This is a genomic window from Streptococcus sp. SM3, from assembly GCF_027497875.1.
This window is the reverse complement of sequence record NZ_JAJNSA010000013.1, coordinates 1-18,623: the sequence shown is the minus strand read 5'-3', so window position 1 is coordinate 18,623 and position 18,623 is coordinate 1. Positions and strand designations below refer to the sequence as shown.

Here is an 18,623-nt window from a genome sequence, read left to right as displayed (position 1 = left end):
GAAAGAGAAAAAAGTCTGCTGATTGTAATCAGACAGACTCCATTTTATTCCATGGTATCAAAAGCAAGACTTGGTTTGGCATTGAGGTGCAAGTTTGCAAAGTTTTCTTTGTTCCACTCGCTAACGCTGGCATAGGCAATCATACCTGCATTATCTCCGCAGAGGCGCAGAGGTGGGATGATAACCTTGACATCTGTGATTTCGGTCGCTAGGCGTTCTCTGAGGCCTTTATTTGCTGCCACACCACCTGCCACGACAAGGGTTTTAACAGGGTATTTTTCCAAGGCCTTCTTGGTTTTTGCCATAAGAATATCCAAGACAGCTGCTTGAAAGGAAGCACACAAATCCTCTGTGGACAAGCTTTCTCCCTTTTGCTCAGCATTGTGGTGAAGATTGATAAAGGCAGATTTCAAACCTGAGAATGAAAACTCCAGATTATCCTCCTTAATCATGGCACGAGGGAAATCATAAATATCCTGCCCCTGATGGGCTAGCTCATCAATCTCACGACCTGCAGGATAGGTCAAGCCCATGACACGGCCGACCTTATCATAAGCCTCACCAACCGCATCATCTCGCGTTTCCCCAACAATCTTGTAATCACCAGCCTCCGAAACATAGACCAACTCCGTGTGTCCACCGCTAACCAAGAGGGCTAGCAAGGGAAAGTTCAAAGGCTCCACACTCTGAGCGGCCATGAGGTGACCGGCCATGTGATTAACAGGAATCAGCGGAAGTCCATGAGCCCAAGCAAAGGCCTTAGCAGCTGACAAGCCAACTAGCAAGGCTCCGACCAAGCCTGGTCCATAAGTAACCGCAACAGCTGTCACGTCCTCTTCGGTAATCCCTGCTTCGGCTAACGCCTCCTCGATACAGGCTGTAATAACCTCAACATGGTGACGACTGGCTACTTCCGGCACTACGCCCCCAAAACGTTTGTGACTCTCAATTTGACTAGCAATGACATTGGACAAGAGCTCATCGTCGTTTTTCAAGACGGCGACACTGGTCTCATCACAGGATGTCTCAAATGCTAAAATATATCTATCCTTCATCTATTTCTCTCTTCATAATGATGGCGTCCTCGACTGGATCATGGTAGTAGGCCTTTCGCTCAGCGATGACTGCCATCTTTTCTTTCTTATAAAATGCTTGCGCTCGTTGATTTGACTTTCTGACTTCGAGGAAAATCTCCTTGTCTGTCGGCAATTGAGCAAACAAGGCTGACCCAATTCCCTGACCCTGATAGTCTCCTTTAACAGCGATTTGCAAGACTTCTGCCTCAAAGATATTTTCCTGTACAGCTAGAAATCCAATCACTTCTGCCCCAGTATAAGCTAGAGCATACCAAGTCTGATCTTGGGACAAATCTGCTTGGATTTGTTCCAGCGTCCAAGGACTGACTGAGTAAACAGCTGCCATGACAGCATAGATGGCTTGAGCCAAGTTAGGTTGTTGTTGGATTCGTTTGATCTCTATCATAGGCGTTTAATGTAAGACTCGCCAGATTCAGTATGGTTCTTGAGCCAGTTTTCCTCAGCCTCAACACGTTTGAGGTAATTGGGCACAAAATCATGCAAGGAGGTTGCTTCCTTATCCCAGGCCCAAAGAGCAAGATTGGATGCATTGGGCAAGTTTTCTTGGTAGTTGGCACGAGGTAAATGTTCTTGAATCTGCTCCACAAAGGGGGCAACTTCTCCGACAAAGGTTACCTGACTAACCCCCTTGACTTTTTCTAATACCTCTTCAAAAGATAGGTGCGATTCTGGCATGACAGGTTTAGCATTTTCATAGAATCCTGCGTAGACATTGTTACGACGCGCATCCATGACAGGAACAACCAGTCCTTCTTGCTGACTTGGCACTAAAGCCAAGAGGCTAGACATACCAACTAACTCGATGTTCAGAGTATGAGCCAAAGTCTTGGCAGTTGCTACCGCAATTCGCAAACCTGTGTAGCTACCTGGTCCTTCCGCCGCCACGATTCGGTCTAAATCCTTGGGTGTCCAATCCAAACTCTCCATCAAAAAATTGATGGCAGGCATGAGGGTAATACTGTGATTCTTCTTAATATTAATAGTCGTCTCGGCAAGAACCTGCTTGTTCTCTAAAATAGCGAGAGAAAGAGCCTTGCTGGACGTATCAAAAGCTAATACTTTCATAACACATTCCTATCTTTTTGTCTGCTTACTATTATACTACAAAAGCTGGCACATGGGAATTTTCTTTACCCCAAACAAAAAATGCCCCAACATAGGCAGGGCATCTAAGCATTTAATCCAAAGTAAAATACAAACCAAACGACATAGGTTACAAGGAGGAGAAAAAGCGAGTAGAGAGTCACAAAGGTAATTTTCCACAAGAACTTGGTTTGTCGTCGTTCCAGTTTGGCAAATAGAAGATTCCCTCCATAAACACAAGCAACAAAAACGATAAAAGCTACCAAGCGAGCTCCGATAGCAAAAGCAAATAAGTTATACATAGGGCAACCTCCTTGACTTAAAAACTATAGGGAATTGTGACAAATGATAAATTCCACTTCCATTATCAAAATAACATATTTTCTTTATTTTTGCAAACGCTTACCAACGAGTAACCCTGTGACTTTCTCGTTTCCGTCTTTTACTAATTTTTCATTTTGTGGTATAATTGAAATAATTGTAACGAATCAAGGTCAATCTAGACACAAAATGGAATGAAATAAAGCAAATATCTGCTAAAAGTTTGGAATAAGCTGACCTGTAAATAGAAAGGAACTATATGATTTACAAAGTTTTTTATCAAGAAACAAAAGAACGTAGCCCACGTCGTGAAACTACACGCGCACTTTACCTAGACATCGATGCCAGCTCAGAACTTGAGGGTCGTATCGCTGCTCGCCAACTTGTCGAAGAAAATCGCCCAGAGTACAATATCGAGTATATCGAACTCTTGTCTGACAAATTGCTAGATTACGAAAAAGAAACTGGCGCCTTCGAAATTACGGAGTTCTAATATGGCCTATACTCTTAAACCTGAAGAAGTTGGCGTTTTTGCTATCGGTGGTCTGGGAGAAATCGGGAAAAACACATACGGAATTGAATACCAAGACGAGATTATCATCGTCGATGCTGGGATTAAATTCCCAGAAGATGACTTGCTTGGTATCGACTATGTTATCCCTGACTACTCTTACATCGTGGACAATATCGACCGCGTCAAGGCTGTTTTGATTACACACGGACACGAGGACCACATCGGTGGGATTCCTTTCCTACTCAAGCAAGCAAATGTCCCTATCTATGCTGGACCGCTTGCCTTGGCTTTGATCCGTGGAAAACTCGAAGAACACGGCCTCTTGCGCAACGCCAAACTTTACGAAATCAACCACAATACTGAGTTGACCTTTAAAAATCTCAAGGCAACTTTCTTTAGAACTACACACTCTATTCCAGAGCCTTTGGGAATTGTCATTCATACTCCTCAAGGGAAAATTGTCTGTACGGGTGACTTCAAGTTTGACTTAACACCAGTTGGTGAACCAGCAGATTTGCATCGTATGGCAGCTCTTGGTGAAGACGGTGTACTCTGTCTCCTGTCTGACTCGACAAATGCAGAAATTCCAACCTTTACCAACTCTGAAAAAGTCGTTGGCCAGTCCATCATGAAGATTATCCAAGGCATAGAGGGACGTATCATCTTTGCATCCTTTGCCTCAAATATCTTCCGTCTCCAGCAAGCAACAGAAGCTGCTGTTAAGACTGGGCGCAAGATCGCTGTCTTTGGTCGTTCTATGGAAAAGGCCATTGTCAACGGAATCGATCTTGGCTACATCAAAGCTCCTAAGGGAACCTTTATCGAGCCAAATGAAATCAAAGACTACCCTGCAGGCGAGGTTCTCATCCTTTGTACAGGTAGTCAGGGCGAGCCTATGGCTGCCCTCTCTCGTATCGCCAACGGAACCCACCGTCAGGTACAACTCCAACCAGGTGATACCGTTATCTTCTCTTCAAGTCCAATTCCTGGAAACACTACTAGCGTCAACAAGCTGATTAACATCATTTCAGAAGCTGGTGTCGAAGTTATCCACGGTAAGGTTAACAATATCCATACATCTGGACACGGTGGTCAGCAAGAGCAAAAACTCATGCTCCGCTTGATTAAGCCAAAATACTTCATGCCTGTCCACGGTGAATACCGCATGCAAAAGGTCCACGCTGGGCTAGCGGTGGATACTGGTGTTGAGAAGGACAATATCTTTATCATGAGCAATGGCGATGTGCTTGCCCTTACTGCAGATTCTGCTCGTATCGCAGGTCATTTCAACGCCCAAGACATCTATGTCGATGGAAATCGTATCGGTGAAATCGGCGCAGCTGTCCTCAAAGATCGTCGTGATCTATCTGAAGACGGTGTCGTTCTAGCAGTCGCAACTGTTGACTTCAAATCACAGATGATTCTATCTGGTCCAGACATCCTCAGCCGAGGCTTTGTCTACATGAGAGAGTCTGGCGACCTGATTCGCCAAAGCCAACGCATCCTCTTCAATGCAATTCGTATCGCACTGAAAAATAAGGATGCTAGCGTTCAATCTGTCAATGGTGCCATTGTCAACGCTATTCGCCCCTTCCTTTATGAAAATACAGAACGTGAACCGATCATCATCCCAATGATCCTCACACCAGATGAAGAATAAATCATAAAACAGCCCCGATTTTCGGAGCTGTTTTTTCTATGCTTTCTTTTCTTGATTCTTAGAAATACTACGATTTTTACCTTCCAGATACACCATCAAAATAGAAATATCTGCTGGGTTTACTCCCGAAATACGGCTGGCTTGGCCGATGGTTTCTGGATTGATGAGTTTGAACTTCTGACGAGCTTCGGTTGCAATAGAATCAATGTCATCCCAATCGATATTGGCTGGAATGCGTTTTTCTTCCATACGTTTCATCTTGGCAACCTGATCCATGGCTTTGGAAATATAGCCTTCGTATTTGATTTCTGTTTCAATCAATTCGATAATCTTATCATCCAAGTCCTCTGCAGCTGGTCCTATAAAAGCTACCACATCTTGGTAAGAAACTTCTGGACGGCGAAGAAATTCTTTAGCTGTCACCGCATCTGTCAACGGCTTGAAGCCCATCTCCTCAACCTTAGCATTGGTTTCCTTGACTGGCTTAAGCTTGATACTATCTAGGCGCTTCATCTCATTGTCAAATTGGTTTTTCTTGATTTCAAATCGAGACCAACGTTCATCGTCCACAAGCCCAATCTCGCGTCCCATCTCAGTCAAACGCATATCAGCATTGTCATGACGGAGAATGAGGCGATATTCAGCACGACTGGTCAAAAGGCGATAAGGCTCAATCGTTCCCTTGGTCACCAAGTCATCAATCATCACCCCGATATAACCGTCACTTCGTTTTAGAATCAACTCAGGTTTACCTTGGATTTTCAGAGCCGCATTAATGCCAGCGATAATCCCTTGACCTGCTGCTTCTTCGTAACCTGACGTTCCGTTTGTCTGACCAGCAGTGAAAAGACCTGAGATTTTCTTGGTTTCCAGAGTCGCACGCAACTGATGAGGCAAGACCATATCATACTCAATGGCATAACCTGTCCGCATCATCTCTGCATTTTCCAAACCTTTAATGGAATGAACCAAGTCACGCTGAACATCCTCAGGCAGACTGGTTGAGAGGCCTTGAACATAAACTTCCTCTGTATTGCGCCCTTCTGGCTCAAGGAAGAGTTGGTGACGCTCCTTGTCCGCAAAGCGCACAATCTTGTCTTCAATCGACGGACAGTAACGAGGTCCCACTCCCTTGACCACACCTGTAAACATAGGCGCACGGTGGAGGTTGTTTTGAATAATCTCATGACTGGTACCATTGGTATAAGTCAACCAGCATGGCACCTGATCCTTGACATAATCCTCATCACGTGATGTGTATGAGAAGTGATTAGGTGCTTCATCTCCTGGCTGAATCTCGGTCACATCGTAGTTGATAGAGGAAGCCTTGACACGTGGAGGGGTTCCTGTCTTGAAACGACCGATTTCGAGGCCCAGTTCCTTGAGATTATCAGCAAGGTTAATAGAAGCTAGGCTGTGGTTTGGCCCTGATGAGTACTTGAGGTCTCCGATGATAATTTCCCCACGGAGGGCTGTTCCTGTCGTCACGATAACAGCCTTGGCAGCATATTCTTGATGGGTCGCTGTACGCACACCGACAACCTTGCCATCTTCCACCAAAATCTCATCAATCATGGTCTGACGAAGGGTCAGATTTTTTTGATTTTCAACCGTTTTGCGCATCTCTTTAGAGTAAAGCTCCTTGTCAGCCTGCGCACGAAGGGCACGAACGGCTGGACCCTTCCCTGTATTGAGCATCTTCATCTGGATGTAAGTCTTGTCAATGGTCTTGGCCATCTCGCCACCTAGGGCATCGACTTCACGCACGACAATCCCCTTGGCAGAACCACCGATAGAAGGATTACAAGGCATGAAAGCCAGCATTTCAATGTTGATAGTCGCAAGCAAGACCTTGCAGCCCATACGGCTAGCAGCTAAGGATGCTTCTACCCCAGCGTGTCCCGCACCGATTACAATAATATCGTATTCTTCAGTAAAATTATAAGTCATGTTTCTCTCCTATTCCTCAAGATGAATGTGTCTTAGTTGGCCATCCCAATCTGGCAAGGCTGTTTTTAAAAAGGCTGGAACTAGATTGATACCCTCAAGCTTGTCTATGTCAATCCATTCACAGGGCTGCCTTTTCTCATCTTCCTGCATGGTCAACGGGACATCTTCAAGCAAATTCACTAGATAATGAAACTCGATATTGTGATAGGAAACACTGTCCTGTTCAAAACGATTTTCAGCCACAAAAGCTAGCTGCCCAGTTTGAGCTTTGACACCTAGTTCTTCCTTCACTTCACGGACTACCGCGTCTTCCGTTTTTTCGTTAACTTGAATCGCACCGCCGATAGTGTAATACTTGCCCTTATCTTTGGTGACTAGAAGCTTGCGATTTTGAAAAATCAAGGCTGTTGCCCGAACGCCAAAAACCGTATTTCCCACTTTTGTCCGAAAGTCTTGTTGAGTCATTTTTATCCTTTCCTTTAAACGACACAAAAACAGTCAAAACTCCAAAGAAGTGCAGGACAAAAAAGCCTGCAACATCCATGAGCTTTGACCATCATTTCTATTGCTTTTATTATTGTAGCAAATTGAGAAAATTTGTCAATCTAAATGTACTGACAAACTTGTCCGTCACGGTAAGCATTGTCAATCAAGCCACCACCTAGACACTCTTCGCCATCGTAAAAGACAACTGCCTGTCCTGGTGTGATGGCGCGTTGCGGTTCTGCAAAGATAACCTCTGCCTTGTCTCCTTTGACATGGACGGTCACCTTAGAATCAGGCTGACGGTAGCGGAATTTTGCTGTGCATTCTAGCGTAAACTCCTCTGGCATCTCACGAGTAAAGTGAACCTGACTGGCTTCTAGGCTGGTTGACATGAGCGAATCATGGTAGAAACCTTGGCCGACATAGAGGATATTCTTGCTTAGGTCTTTTCCGACAACGAACCAAGGGGCATTGTCTCCACCGTGTTGCCCACCGATACCTAGACCTCCACGCTGACCAATCGTATAGTACATAAGACCTGCATGCTCGCCCATATCGCGACCATCCACAGTCATCATGCGACCAGGCTGAGCTGGCAGGTAGTTGCTGAGGAAATTTTTAAAGTTCTTTTCCCCAATAAAGCAAATCCCTGTCGAGTCTTTCTTCTTAGCAGTCGCAAGTTCTGCTTCTTCTGCTAGTTTTCGAACTTCAGGTTTTTCCAAATGTCCCAGTGGAAACATGGTTTTTTGGAGTTGTTCTTGCGAAAGTTGGCTGAGGAAATAGGTCTGGTCCTTGCCATTGTCCACGCCACGAAGCATGTGAACAGTGCCATCCTCATCACGCGCCACTCGGGCATAGTGCCCAGTCGCTACATAGTCTGCCCCCAAGGTCATGGCATAGTCCAAAAAGGCCTTGAACTTGATTTCCTTGTTGCACATGACATCTGGATTTGGCGTACGCCCTGCACGGTATTCCGCTAGGAAATACTCAAAAACGCGGTCCCAGTACTCTTTTTCAAAATTGACAGAGTAGTAGGGAATGCCAATCTGGTCTGCCACGGCAGCCACATCCTTGTAATCTTCGGTCGCCGTACAAACGCCGTTTTCATCTGTGTCATCCCAGTTCTTCATGAAGATACCGATCACGTCGTAGCCCTGCTCCTTGAGAAGAAGAGCCGTCACCGACGAATCAACACCACCACTCATCCCCACGACAACACGTGTTTTAGAGTTATCACTCATGGTAGGTCTCCCATCTATTCGTTTATTCACGATTGAAGGTCGTGTGTGCTTTAACGATTGAAGGTCGCTTGAGCAGTATTCATTATAACACGCTTGGTTGGAGAAGACAAGAAAGAGGCTGATAATCTGACATTCTATTTGATAGAAACAGAAATATAATTACAAAAAGGGCAATGAATAGTTAAATCTCGATTCTACTTATAAACTTATTTATAAAATAAGCTAAAAATGATATACTGTAATGAGGAGGAAGTCGTACATGATCCCTTTAAGATACTACCATCCATGTACGTAGTACGATTGTGAAAAACTACAAAGATATTCTAACATCAAAAAATACTATTTTTACTATCATTATTGTTGTAGGGCTTGGACTTTTAATAGGTTTAGTCATTCATCAAGAACATATCCAAGCAGAGAGAGGGAACATCGCTCTCAGCAAACAACATAAGAATGGACAAGATGTCGAACAAGTAAAAAATGCTATTAAAAACTTCAATATTGATTCTGAAACGATTATAGAGGATTGGAAAAAAATTCAAGAATTAAAGCCTACCACTGACGAAGGCAAAAAGACATTAATAGATTTTCTTACTTCTACGGCCGATAAAATCACTAATCATTATACTGAAAAAGCTTTAAAATTGGATATAAAGGAATCCGATAGCCAGTTTGAAGATAAACAAGCACTTGAAACAGCCATCACTTCCTTACAAAAAATACTAGAAATTATTAAAAGTGTCAACTCCACAAGCGAACAAGCTACTATTGATGAAAAAATAAAACCCATTCAAGAACTGATTTCAAAATTCCAAAAGCAAGCTGAAGTCTTGACCAAAAAAGAAGAAGAACAAAAGTCTAATAAAAAAGAAACAGAAACGACTAGTAACGTTGAGGGAAGAGAAAGCTATTCTTCAGAAGGAGGTAGCTACACTCCAAACTATACTGAGTCAAATAGGAACAGATATAATTCACAAGCACCTGCAAGCGAGCAATATTCATCTGATAGTGCTAGAAGTGGGGGAAACACTGCTGTCAATACACGAGATCAAGCTACTGATACTGCAGGAGCCCAAGGAGATACGAATACCAATAATAATAGTAATAATGCTGAAGTTCCCGATGCTAACAGTAATAATCGCACTAATTCAGCTGGAGAAACTCCAGAATCTCGTCAGCCGTAAGCAATCTGTTATTACTACTATTTAAAAATTGTCTTTTGTCAAATAAAAGCACACAAAAAGAGCCATCAAAGGCTCTTTTTCTATTTCTTAATACCAACCGTTGTTAAGCCAGAAGTTTTTAGCAGCAGTCCATGAACCGTAGCGTCCTGCAACGTAAGCATCTGCTACACGTTCTTGGTTAGCAGCTGAGTAGTCACCGTTCAAGTATGAATCTGTCAATTGATAACGTCCAATGTATTGGCCATTTGTAGCTGTATAGCTACCACCTGATTCTTTTTGAGCGATCCATTCTTTAGCTTCTGCTTCAGATCCGCTTACAGTTGCAGCAGGTGCTGAAGCTTCTGTTGAAACAACTGTTTCTTCTGCTGCAGGTGCGCTTGCCACTGGAGCTGCTTCCTCTGCTACTTCTGTAGTTTCTGCTGCTGGAGCTGAAACAGTTTCATCTTGAGCAGCTGGTGCCGCATAAGTAGCTGGCGCTGGTGTTGCAACAGGCGCTACAGGACCATCGATAACCAACTCTTGACCAACATAAATCAAATGAATGTTGTCAATGTGGTTGTTTTCTGCCAATTTCTCAACAGTTGTGTTGTGAGTTTCAGCGATTTCTGAAAGTGTATCACCTTCTTTAACAGTGTAAGTTGATGATTCTTGAGCAGATACAAATGATGGAGCAAATACCGCAAACAAGGCAGCTACTCCTGCAAGAGTTGTTTTAATCTTTTTAGTTGTTGATTTCATATTTGAAAATTCTCCTTCTTTCTATAGTTCTATCATACCCTTTAAATATTACCGTTTCTTGACACTTTTATGTAGAAATATTACAAAATTATTTTTTATTCCCCTAAATAAGCTATTTTTTGTCACAAAAGATGCTTTTTTATGCTAATTGTAGTGTAAAAAGGTTTTCATCCACAATTAAAGTCAAGACACCCATTCTTTGATATAATAGAGATAAGAATTTTTATAAGGGGAAACTGATGAAATCACTTCGTTTTCAATCTGTCTTTGATATCATCGGACCAGTTATGATTGGCCCATCTAGTAGCCATACCGCTGGTGCTGTTCGTATTGGGAAGATTGTCTCTTCCATTTTTGATGATACTCCGACAGAAGTCGAATTCCAACTATTTAACTCATTTGCCAAGACCTATCGTGGTCACGGAACAGACCTAGCCCTTGTTGCAGGTATTTTGGGCATGGATACAGATGATCCTGAAATCCCAAACAGTCTGGAGATTGCCCACAAGCGCGGCATCAAGATTGTCTGGACCATTCAGAAAGACAGCAATGCCCCTCACCCAAACACCACTAAAATTACCGTCAAAAATGCTCATAAAACCATCAGCGTGACTGGTATTTCTATCGGTGGAGGAAATATTCAGGTAACCGAACTCAATGGCTTTGCCGTCTCTCTCAATATGAATACACCGACTATCATCATTGTTCATCAAGATATTCCAGGTATGATTGCCCTCGTAACAGAGGCACTTTCCCGCTATGATATCAATATCGCCCAGATGAATGTTACTCGTGAAAAAGCTGGTGAAAAAGCCATTATGATTATCGAGGTTGACAGTCGCAACTGTGATGATGCCATCGAAGAAATTCGAAAAATCCCTCATCTCCACAATGTCAATTTCTTTAAATAGGAGGAAGCATGTTTTATTCTATCAAAGAATTGGTCGAGCAAGCAGATCTGGACTTTCAAGGAAATGTCGCAGAACTCATGATTACAACAGAGTTTGAATTGACCGGTCGCGAACGTGAAGAAGTCTTCCTTCTCATGGAACGCAATCTGGAAGTCATGAAAGCCTCTGTCCAACTTGGCCTCAATGAAAATAAATCTCGTAGTGGCCTGACAGGTGGAGATGCTGCCAAATTGGATCACTACATCAAAAACGGAAAAACTCTGTCAGATTACACGATTCTCTCTGCTGCCCGAAATGCCATTGCAGTCAATGAACACAATGCTAAAATGGGCTTGGTTTGTGCCACTCCTACCGCAGGAAGTGCTGGCTGTCTGCCTTCCGTTCTCACTGCTGCTATTGAAAAATTAGACCTCAACCACGAGCAACAGCTGGATTTCCTCTTTGCTGCCGGTGCCTTTGGACTAGTCATCGCAAACAATGCCTCTATCTCAGGTGCTGAGGGCGGTTGCCAGGCCGAAGTCGGTTCTGCCTCTGCTATGAGTGCTGCAGCCTTGACTCTAGCTGCCGGTGGAACACCTTATCAGGCCAGTCAAGCCATTGCCTTTGTCATTAAAAATATGCTAGGCCTCATCTGTGACCCTGTTGCCGGCTTGGTCGAAGTTCCCTGCGTCAAGCGCAATGCCATGGGAGCTAGCTTTGCCTTCATCGCAGCAGACATGGCTTTGGCAGGTATCGAATCTAAAATCCCTGTGGATGAAGTTATCGATGCCATGTACCAAGTGGGGTCAAGCATGCCAACTGCCTTTCGTGAAACGGCTGAAGGTGGACTCGCTGCCACCCCTACTGGTCGTCGCCTGCAAAAAGAAATTTTCGGAGAATAAGTTTATCAAATAGGAGAAACCATGACCTCTATCACAGCGATTTTTTTCGATCTGGATGGAACCCTCGTCGACAGTTCTATCGGGATTCACAATGCCTTTACCCATACCTTTAAGGAGCTGGGAGTGCCTAGCCCTGATGCCAAAACTATTCGTGGTTTTATGGGGCCGCCTCTTGAAAGTAGTTTTGCGACCTGCCTTCCCAAAGAACTAATCTCTGAAGCCGTGCAGATATACCGTTCTTACTACAAAGTAAAAGGCATCCATGAAGCTCAACTCTTTCCTCAGATTATAGACTTGCTTGAGAAGTTATCGAGCAGTTATCCACTCTATATCACCACTACAAAGAATACCCCTACCGCTCAAGACATGACTAAAAACTTGGGAATCCATCATTTCTTTGATGGCATTTATGGTTCCAGCCCTGAAGCACCCCATAAGGCAGATGTCATTCGCCAAGCCTTACAGACACATCAACTAGCCCCAGAACAAGCCATTATCATCGGTGATACCAAGTTTGATATGCTGGGAGCTCAAGAAACAGGCATTCAGAAATTGGCCGTCACTTGGGGATTTGGAGAGCAAGCAGATCTACTAAACTATCAACCTGATTATATCGCCCACAAACCCATAGAAGTTTTGGAGTATTTTCAATAACATAGACTGGGCGACAACCCCATTTCAGAAGAAAATGGAGTAATACTCAATGAAAATCAAAGAGCAAACTAGGAAAGTAGCCGCAGGCTGCTCAAAACAGTGTTTTGAGGTTGTAGATGGAACTGACGTAGTCAGGAACATATTTCTACGGCAAGGCGACGTTGACGTGGTTTGAAGAGATTTTTGAAGAGTATAAGTCTCTACATAACAAAATGCATATTACCAAGGTTCTTCAGACCTGATAATATGCATTTTTCTTTTTTATTCAACGTGGGTTGTTTGATTAGCAAAGGCGATAATAGCTTGCTTCAACTCATCTCCACTGAGAGTGCGGAACTCTTCAATCTTTTGATCGATGGCTTCTAGAGGCATGACATTAACCTTACCAACGAAAATCTTATCCATAACTTGGTTATCAACAAGTTCAGTTGATACCAAGAGTTCTTCGTAGAGTTTTTCACCTGGACGGATTCCAACTTCAACAATTGGAATTTCGCTTTCGGTGTGTCCACTTAGAAGGACCATTTTCTTGGCCAAGTCATAAATCTTGACTGGTTTGCCCATATCAAGGATAAAGACTTCTCCATCCTTGGCATAAGCACCAGCATGGATAACCAAACGGCTAGCTTCTGGAATGGTCATGAAGTAACGGGTCATGCGGAAGTCTGTTACCGTTACAGGCCCACCTTCAGCAATCTGACGTTCAAAGACTGGAATCACACTACCACGGCTACCAAGAACATTCCCAAAACGAACTGCACAGTAGGTCGATTGGCTACGTTGGTTAAAGCCAGTGACAATCAACTCAGCTACGCGCTTGGTCGCTCCCATAACATTAGGGGGATTGACCGCCTTATCTGTCGAAATCATAACCATTTTAGGTACTTTGGCTTCATCAACAGCCCTAGCAACATTGTAGGTTCCACGGATATTGTTTTTGAAGGCTTCTTTTGGATTGCGTTCCATCATAGGAACGTGCTTGTGGGCCGCCGCATGATAAACAATAGCTGGTTTATACTGCTCAAAGACTTGCAAGAGACGGTCATAGTCTTGAATATCTGCGATAACTGGAACATAATCAATCCCTTGGAACTTACGAATTAATTCATGATACACAAGGTAGATTGAGTTTTCCCCGTGACCGAGCAAGACAATACGTTCAGGATTGAAGCGGCTAACTTGGCGACAGATTTCAGAACCGATTGAACCACCAGCCCCTGTAACCAAGATTGTTTTTCCAGTAAGTTCTGCTCCCAGACGCGATTCGTCAAGACGAATTTCCTGACGGCCCAAAAGGTCTGTGATATCAATCTTCTGGAAGCCTCCACCTGCTTGGTGAAGCCCCTGAACAACTGTTTCAACCTTAGGCATCTTGTAACATTTGACACCCAGCTTATTACACATTTGCAGGATACGTTCATACTCTGACGGATCAAGCGACGGAATTGCAACAATAACACGCTCGATTTGATGGCGTTTAGCTAATTCAGGCAGATTATCATAAGAGCCCAAAACAGGGATACCACCGAGTTTTTGTCCCTTTTTCTTAGCATCCTTATCCAAAATACCAACAAGTTCCAAATCACTGGTTGGGTGTTGGTAGCTGTTCATAAAGAGGGCTCCACCATCGCCAGCACCAATCAAGAAAGTCCGACGGTGTTCTCCATCACCACTTCCTTTTTTGCGTTTAGAGTAGATTAACTGCCAAGTAATACGTGGTAATAAAATCAAGAAGGTACTCAACAAGATAAAGAGCACGATAAAACGGATTGAAAAGAGTGGCAAGAAAGCATAGCAGATACTATATGACAAGACGCTGCTAGCAGTCACACCAAAAAAGATTTTCATAAAATCCGTAATTTTGCTGTAACGACTAATACTAGCGTTCAACCCCCAAAATCCAATCATCAATTGATAAAACAGGAAGGCCAAACTCGTATAGATAATGTAGTCAACAGGTGCTGGATTAATCAGTCCGTAGAATAAGATATAAGATACAATGATGGAAACCACCATACTCAAAATATCAAATATTCCCCAGAAAACCTGTTTTTGTTGTTTATTTAAAATTTCCACCAGATCAATCACATAATCTGTGAGTTTTTTATTCATAGGAATTTACTCCTCCTCAAAAGAGTTTTACTATATTGTTATTGTAGCATATTTTAATTTATTTGGCTTATTTTTCCAAATAAATAACCGTTCCCTTGTACTCCTTCTTCCATTTAACCCCTCTAATTAAACCTACAATCGTCCCAAGGCCATAAGCAAAGTGAATCGAAAATAAAAGAAAAGGCATCACAATTAGAAATCCATTTTTATGTTTTAATAAAGTCAGAAAAGTGAGCAGTAATAAAAGTAGAAAATAAGCACCTAATAGTAAAGTTATAAATAAGAATGTGAATGGTAACAATGCTAGGCTAAACACAAGACTCAAAACAAATAAACAAGGGACATAGTGAAATAGTGATAAACACTTAGGCTGAACATGAGTTGTCAAGCCAATCCACAAACCATTTGAATACTTTTGATACAGCATTTTCTTGAATGTTGGTCTAATATACTGATAAGATAGAATACTTGGGCTATAACGGATTTTATAACCATGCTCTCGAATTCTATAATGAATATCATTATCTTCAGTTCGGCCAAGTTGCTCATTTACTAAACCGACCTTCTGGAAAACCTCTCGCTTGTACATCCCATGAAAAATGGAAGAAACATATCTATCCTCAGAACTATTTCGGTAATTTGCAATGCTACTACCAAACATATTTTCCTCAACAAGATGCAAGGTCTCTGCCCATTTTCCCTTTCCTTCAACAATCGTCGGTCTAGGTCCCCCACAAACAGATTCACCTTGTTGAATAACAGCCACATTATTCATTACAAAACTTTCAGTAACTTTTGAATGGGCATCAATTTTTAAAATAAGGTCTCCTACAGAATGTTTAACGCCCAAGTTAAAACCACTAGCTTGATTTTTCTTAGGATTGTTATACAATCTAATTGAGTTAAACTCTGTATCTTCTTTTATAAATTCCTGAATGATAGCTGTGGTCCCATCCGTGGACATAGCATTTATAAATAGAATTTCAATATTTTCTTTAGGATAGCTTTGATTTTTTAAGTCTTCAATTAGACCAGGCAAATATTTTTCTTCATTGTATGCACTGATTACAATGGATACGAGAAGACTTTCAACATTTTGAGTCACTACTACTCTCCTGAATTTTTCCTTCCACTATTTTATCATAATTTTCAAGACTTTCCCATTTTTATCTTGAAAGCCCAAAACCTTACTTGACATTATAAGGAAAAAACCTTAAAATAAGCTGTTATTAAAATCAGCTAGAAGAGGTAATATATGAAAAAGCAATCACTCTTTTTTGTTCCAGGTATTATCCTGATTGGTGTTTCCTTGCGGACTCCTTTTACTGTTTTACCCATTATTTTGGGAGATATTTCGCAAGGGCTAGGAGTAGAAGTTAGTTCGCTTGGTGTCCTAACTAGTCTTCCTCTCCTCATGTTTACCCTCTTCTCGCTATTTTCTACCCGACTGGCTCAGAAAATCGGCTTAGAGCATCTCTTTACCTACAGCCTCTTCTTCTTGACTATTGGCTCTCTGATTCGACTAATCAATCTGCCCCTGCTCTATCTAGGAACCTTGATGGTTGGAGCAAGTATCGCAGTCATCAATGTGCTGCTTCCTAGTCTCATCCAAGCCAATCAACCAAAGAAGATTGGTTTTCTGACCACCTTATATGTAACCTCTATGGGGATTGCGACGGCTCTGGCTTCCTATCTGGCTGTGCCTATTACACAAGCCAGCTCTTGGAAAGGCCTTATCATCCTCCTCACCCTGCTCTGTCTGGCAACTTTTTTGGTCTGGCTCCCTAATCACCGCTATAATCACAGACTGGCTCCACAAACCAAACAAAAAAGCAAAACAAAGGTCATTCGTAACAAACAGGTCTGGGCAGTGATTGTCTTTGCAGGTTTCCAATCCTTGCTCTTTTACACAGCTATGACCTGGCTACCTACCATGGCTATCCACGCAGGCCTATCCAGTCACGAAGCTGGCTTGCTGACTTCTATCTTTTCTCTGATTAGCATTCCTTTTTCAATGACCATCCCAAGCCTGACAACCAGCTTGTCAACTCGTAACCGTCAGCTCATGCTCACTTTGGTTTCACTAGCTGGCGTGATTGGCATTTCCATGCTCTTTTTCCCAATCGGTAATTTCTTTTACTGGCTTGCCATCCATCTCCTCATCGGAACTGCAACCAGCGCCCTCTTCCCTTATCTCATGGTCAACTTTTCACTCAAAACAAGCGCCCCTGAAAAGACAGCCCAATTGTCTGGCTTATCTCAAACAGGAGGCTATATCCTAGCAGCCTTTGGGCCAACCCTCTTTGGTTACAGTTTTGACCTTTTCCACTCTTGGGTGCCAGCTGTAGCTGCCCTCTTACTCGTCGATATCATCATGACTGTGGCCCTCTTTACAGTAGACAGAGCTGATAAAATCCTCTAAACTTCTAGTTTTGGCTAGAAGTTTTTTATATATAAAAATTTTACACATTTCTCTTGACAGGGCTTTCATTTAGATGTACAATGTATGTGTAGAAAAATTATATATAAAAATCTTACACATTAGAAAAGGAGGTTCCCCATGTACTTTCCAACATCCTCTGCCTTGATTGAATTTCTCATCTTGGCCGTACTGGAGCAGGATGATTCTTATGGTTATGAGATTAGCCAAACCATTAAGCTGATCGCTAATATCAAAGAATCTACACTCTATCCCATTCTCAAAAAATTGGAAGGCAATAGCTTTCTGACAACCTATTCTAGAGAGTTCCAAGGTCGCATGCGCAAATACTACTCCTTGACAAATGGTGGTATAGAACAGCTCGTGACCCTAAAAGATGAATGGGCACTCTATACAGACACCATTAATGGCATCATAGAAGGGAGTATCCGCCATGACAAGAACTGAATACCTGACTCAGCTAGAACTCTATCTCAAAAAACTGCCTCAGGCTGACCAAATTGAAGCCATGGACTATTTCAGGGAACTCTTTGACGATGCTGGAGTCGAAGGAGAAGAAGAACTCATCGCTAGCTTGGGAACTCCCAAAGAAGCGGCCCACGAAGTTCTCTCCAATCTTCTCGATAAAAAAATCAATGAAGCACCCGCTCAAAAGAATAACCGACAAATTTTGCATATCGCCTTGTTAGCTCTCCTTGCAGCCCCTATCGGTATTCCTCTGGGAATCGCCATCCTCGTGACCCTGTTCGCAATCCTTGTGGCAGCCTTGACTGTCATCTTGGCTTTCTTTGCGGTTTCCATACTTGGTATCATCGGCGGATTCCTATTTTTAGTTGAAAGTTTCACTGTCTTAGCCCAAGCTAAATCAGCCTTTATCTTGATTTTTGGTGCTGGTTTACTGGCTATCGGTGCTTCTTCACTAGTCTTACTAGGTATTTCCTATGTAGCCCGCTTCTTCGGCCTACTCATTGTTCGCCTGGTGCAATTTGTTCTCAAAAAAGGAAAGAGAGGTGACCAGCATGCGTAAATTGACAAAAGGATTTCTCATTTTTGGTGTGGTGACTACCGTTATCGGATTTATCCTGCTCTTTGTAGGCATCCAATCTGACGGAATCAAGAGCCTACTTGCCATGTCCAAGGAACCTGTCTATGATAGTCAGATGGAAGAGCTGACCTTTGGCAAGGAAGTCGAAAACCTAGATATTACGCTCCACCAACACGCGCTCACCATCACAGACTCTTTCGATGATCAAATCCATATTTCTTATCATCCATCTATTTCTGCTAACCAAGATCTTGTCACAAATCAAAACGACAAAACTCTAAGCCTCATTGATAAGAAACTGTCTGA

18 protein-coding genes and 2 pseudogenes are annotated in these 18,623 nt (G+C 42.7%); 10 read left to right on the top strand and 10 right to left on the bottom strand.

Going from position 1 to position 18,623, the window contains the following annotated elements; genetic code table 11:
- Nucleotides 1-44 precede the first annotated feature (44 nt).
- The 4 genes from tsaD to PAN06_RS03835 all read right to left on the bottom strand — a co-directional run bounded on the left by tsaD (nucleotide 45) and on the right by PAN06_RS03835 (nucleotide 2,482).
- On the bottom strand, nucleotides 45-1,055 hold the full coding sequence (gene tsaD / locus PAN06_RS03850; RefSeq protein ID WP_269795629.1) for a tRNA (adenosine(37)-N6)-threonylcarbamoyltransferase complex transferase subunit TsaD: 1,011 nt from the start codon (nucleotides 1,053-1,055) through the stop codon (nucleotides 45-47).
- Entirely contained in the window at nucleotides 1,045-1,482 is a 438-nt protein-coding gene (rimI, locus tag PAN06_RS03845) for a ribosomal protein S18-alanine N-acetyltransferase (RefSeq protein ID WP_269795628.1), read from the bottom strand. The genes tsaD and rimI overlap by 11 nt, the downstream gene beginning before the upstream one ends.
- The gene (gene tsaB, locus PAN06_RS03840) at nucleotides 1,479-2,162 is read right to left on the bottom strand and encodes a tRNA (adenosine(37)-N6)-threonylcarbamoyltransferase complex dimerization subunit type 1 TsaB (protein ID WP_269795627.1); all 684 of its coding nucleotides are present in this window, start codon (nucleotides 2,160-2,162) and stop codon (nucleotides 1,479-1,481) included. Before tsaB ends, rimI begins: the two co-directional genes overlap by 4 nt.
- A gap of 104 nt (nucleotides 2,163-2,266) precedes the next feature.
- Nucleotides 2,267-2,482 (bottom strand): hypothetical protein, encoded by a 216-nt coding sequence (locus PAN06_RS03835; protein ID WP_023935522.1) that lies wholly within the window; start codon nucleotides 2,480-2,482, stop codon nucleotides 2,267-2,269.
- A 278-nt stretch (nucleotides 2,483-2,760) separates the two neighbouring features.
- On the opposite strand from PAN06_RS03835, the gene PAN06_RS03830 reads away from it, so the two are divergent.
- Together PAN06_RS03830 and PAN06_RS03825 are read left to right on the top strand one after the other, a co-directional pair.
- Nucleotides 2,761-2,994 (top strand): DNA-dependent RNA polymerase subunit epsilon, encoded by a 234-nt coding sequence (locus PAN06_RS03830; protein WP_000639572.1) that lies wholly within the window; start codon nucleotides 2,761-2,763, stop codon nucleotides 2,992-2,994.
- A 1-nt stretch (nucleotide 2,995) separates the two neighbouring features.
- Nucleotides 2,996-4,675 carry a ribonuclease J gene (locus PAN06_RS03825; RefSeq protein WP_120164143.1) on the top strand — a complete coding sequence of 560 codons (1,680 nt, stop codon included), beginning with the start codon at nucleotides 2,996-2,998 and terminating at the stop codon, nucleotides 4,673-4,675.
- A gap of 36 nt (nucleotides 4,676-4,711) precedes the next feature.
- On the opposite strand, the gene mnmG is transcribed toward PAN06_RS03825, so the two are convergent.
- The 3 genes from mnmG to mnmA form a co-directional block, all read right to left on the bottom strand.
- Nucleotides 4,712-6,625, bottom strand: a complete 1,914-nt coding sequence (gene mnmG / locus PAN06_RS03820; protein WP_269795626.1) for a tRNA uridine-5-carboxymethylaminomethyl(34) synthesis enzyme MnmG — start codon at nucleotides 6,623-6,625, stop codon at nucleotides 4,712-4,714.
- A 9-nt stretch (nucleotides 6,626-6,634) separates the two neighbouring features.
- Nucleotides 6,635-7,090, bottom strand: a complete 456-nt coding sequence (locus tag PAN06_RS03815) for an NUDIX hydrolase (RefSeq protein WP_269795625.1) — start codon at nucleotides 7,088-7,090, stop codon at nucleotides 6,635-6,637.
- Between the two features lie 140 nt (nucleotides 7,091-7,230).
- Entirely contained in the window at nucleotides 7,231-8,352 is a 1,122-nt protein-coding gene (gene mnmA, locus PAN06_RS03810) for a tRNA 2-thiouridine(34) synthase MnmA (protein ID WP_269795624.1), read from the bottom strand.
- 302 nt (nucleotides 8,353-8,654) lie between these two features.
- Here mnmA and PAN06_RS03805 point away from each other — a divergent pair, with 302 nt between their 5' ends.
- Nucleotides 8,655-9,536 (top strand): hypothetical protein, encoded by an 882-nt coding sequence (locus PAN06_RS03805; protein WP_269795623.1) that lies wholly within the window; start codon nucleotides 8,655-8,657, stop codon nucleotides 9,534-9,536.
- A gap of 87 nt (nucleotides 9,537-9,623) precedes the next feature.
- Here the strand turns inward: PAN06_RS03805 and PAN06_RS03800 are convergent, their stop codons facing one another.
- Entirely contained in the window at nucleotides 9,624-10,274 is a 651-nt protein-coding gene (locus PAN06_RS03800; RefSeq protein ID WP_125408954.1) for a LysM domain-containing protein, read from the bottom strand.
- 239 nt (nucleotides 10,275-10,513) lie between these two features.
- Here PAN06_RS03800 and sdaAB point away from each other — a divergent pair, with 239 nt between their 5' ends.
- Genes sdaAB through PAN06_RS03785 form a run of 3 tightly spaced genes read left to right on the top strand, consistent with a single transcriptional unit; the run spans nucleotide 10,514 to nucleotide 12,720 of the window.
- Nucleotides 10,514-11,185 (top strand): L-serine ammonia-lyase, iron-sulfur-dependent subunit beta, encoded by a 672-nt coding sequence (gene sdaAB, locus PAN06_RS03795; RefSeq protein WP_049487361.1) that lies wholly within the window; start codon nucleotides 10,514-10,516, stop codon nucleotides 11,183-11,185.
- A gap of 8 nt (nucleotides 11,186-11,193) precedes the next feature.
- Entirely contained in the window at nucleotides 11,194-12,066 is an 873-nt protein-coding gene (sdaAA, locus tag PAN06_RS03790; protein WP_115904546.1) for an L-serine ammonia-lyase, iron-sulfur-dependent, subunit alpha, read from the top strand.
- Nucleotides 12,067-12,087: 21 nt separating this feature from the next.
- A complete protein-coding gene (locus PAN06_RS03785; RefSeq protein WP_061589651.1) occupies nucleotides 12,088-12,720 on the top strand; it encodes an HAD family hydrolase in 633 nt (210 codons plus the stop codon).
- A 261-nt stretch (nucleotides 12,721-12,981) separates the two neighbouring features.
- Here the strand turns inward: PAN06_RS03785 and PAN06_RS03780 are convergent, their stop codons facing one another.
- Together PAN06_RS03780 and PAN06_RS03775 are read right to left on the bottom strand one after the other, a co-directional pair.
- Nucleotides 12,982-14,832, bottom strand: a complete 1,851-nt coding sequence (locus tag PAN06_RS03780; RefSeq protein ID WP_269795622.1) for a nucleoside-diphosphate sugar epimerase/dehydratase — start codon at nucleotides 14,830-14,832, stop codon at nucleotides 12,982-12,984.
- Between the two features lie 53 nt (nucleotides 14,833-14,885).
- Nucleotides 14,886-15,937: pseudogene (locus PAN06_RS03775) on the bottom strand (glycosyltransferase family 2 protein).
- Nucleotides 15,938-16,087: 150 nt separating this feature from the next.
- On the opposite strand from PAN06_RS03775, the gene PAN06_RS03770 reads away from it, so the two are divergent.
- The 4 genes and pseudogenes from PAN06_RS03770 to PAN06_RS03755 form a co-directional block, all read left to right on the top strand.
- Nucleotides 16,088-17,254 carry an MFS transporter gene (locus PAN06_RS03770; protein WP_125458041.1) on the top strand — a complete coding sequence of 389 codons (1,167 nt, stop codon included), beginning with the start codon at nucleotides 16,088-16,090 and terminating at the stop codon, nucleotides 17,252-17,254.
- 138 nt (nucleotides 17,255-17,392) lie between these two features.
- Entirely contained in the window at nucleotides 17,393-17,719 is a 327-nt protein-coding gene (locus PAN06_RS03765) for a PadR family transcriptional regulator (RefSeq protein ID WP_000273858.1), read from the top strand.
- Complete coding sequence (locus PAN06_RS03760; protein ID WP_004263810.1) at nucleotides 17,706-18,299, top strand: DUF1700 domain-containing protein; 594 nt, start codon at nucleotides 17,706-17,708, stop codon at nucleotides 18,297-18,299. The genes PAN06_RS03765 and PAN06_RS03760 overlap by 14 nt, the downstream gene beginning before the upstream one ends.
- Nucleotides 18,292-18,623, top strand: a pseudogene (locus PAN06_RS03755) (hypothetical protein); the annotation flags it as partial. The gene PAN06_RS03760 and the pseudogene PAN06_RS03755, both read left to right, overlap by 8 nt.

What these genes read in the sequence shown, in the direction of transcription:
- tsaD (WP_269795629.1), bottom strand. Translation starts at nt 1,055, where the DNA reads ATGAAGGATAGATATATTTTAGCATTTGAGACATCCTGTGATGAGACC.
- rimI (WP_269795628.1), bottom strand. Translation starts at nt 1,482, where the DNA reads ATGATAGAGATCAAACGAATCCAACAACAACCTAACTTGGCTCAAGCC.
- tsaB (WP_269795627.1), bottom strand. Translation starts at nt 2,162, where the DNA reads ATGAAAGTATTAGCTTTTGATACGTCCAGCAAGGCTCTTTCTCTCGCT.
- PAN06_RS03835 (WP_023935522.1), bottom strand. Translation starts at nt 2,482, where the DNA reads ATGTATAACTTATTTGCTTTTGCTATCGGAGCTCGCTTGGTAGCTTTT.
- PAN06_RS03830 (WP_000639572.1), top strand. Translation starts at nt 2,761, where the DNA reads ATGATTTACAAAGTTTTTTATCAAGAAACAAAAGAACGTAGCCCACGT.
- PAN06_RS03825 (WP_120164143.1), top strand. Translation starts at nt 2,996, where the DNA reads ATGGCCTATACTCTTAAACCTGAAGAAGTTGGCGTTTTTGCTATCGGT.
- mnmG (WP_269795626.1), bottom strand. Translation starts at nt 6,625, where the DNA reads ATGACTTATAATTTTACTGAAGAATACGATATTATTGTAATCGGTGCG.
- PAN06_RS03815 (WP_269795625.1), bottom strand. Translation starts at nt 7,090, where the DNA reads ATGACTCAACAAGACTTTCGGACAAAAGTGGGAAATACGGTTTTTGGC.
- mnmA (WP_269795624.1), bottom strand. Translation starts at nt 8,352, where the DNA reads ATGAGTGATAACTCTAAAACACGTGTTGTCGTGGGGATGAGTGGTGGT.
- PAN06_RS03800 (WP_125408954.1), bottom strand. Translation starts at nt 10,274, where the DNA reads ATGAAATCAACAACTAAAAAGATTAAAACAACTCTTGCAGGAGTAGCT.
- sdaAB (WP_049487361.1), top strand. Translation starts at nt 10,514, where the DNA reads ATGAAATCACTTCGTTTTCAATCTGTCTTTGATATCATCGGACCAGTT.
- sdaAA (WP_115904546.1), top strand. Translation starts at nt 11,194, where the DNA reads ATGTTTTATTCTATCAAAGAATTGGTCGAGCAAGCAGATCTGGACTTT.
- PAN06_RS03785 (WP_061589651.1), top strand. Translation starts at nt 12,088, where the DNA reads ATGACCTCTATCACAGCGATTTTTTTCGATCTGGATGGAACCCTCGTC.
- PAN06_RS03780 (WP_269795622.1), bottom strand. Translation starts at nt 14,832, where the DNA reads ATGAATAAAAAACTCACAGATTATGTGATTGATCTGGTGGAAATTTTA.
- PAN06_RS03770 (WP_125458041.1), top strand. Translation starts at nt 16,088, where the DNA reads ATGAAAAAGCAATCACTCTTTTTTGTTCCAGGTATTATCCTGATTGGT.
- PAN06_RS03765 (WP_000273858.1), top strand. Translation starts at nt 17,393, where the DNA reads ATGTACTTTCCAACATCCTCTGCCTTGATTGAATTTCTCATCTTGGCC.
- PAN06_RS03760 (WP_004263810.1), top strand. Translation starts at nt 17,706, where the DNA reads ATGACAAGAACTGAATACCTGACTCAGCTAGAACTCTATCTCAAAAAA.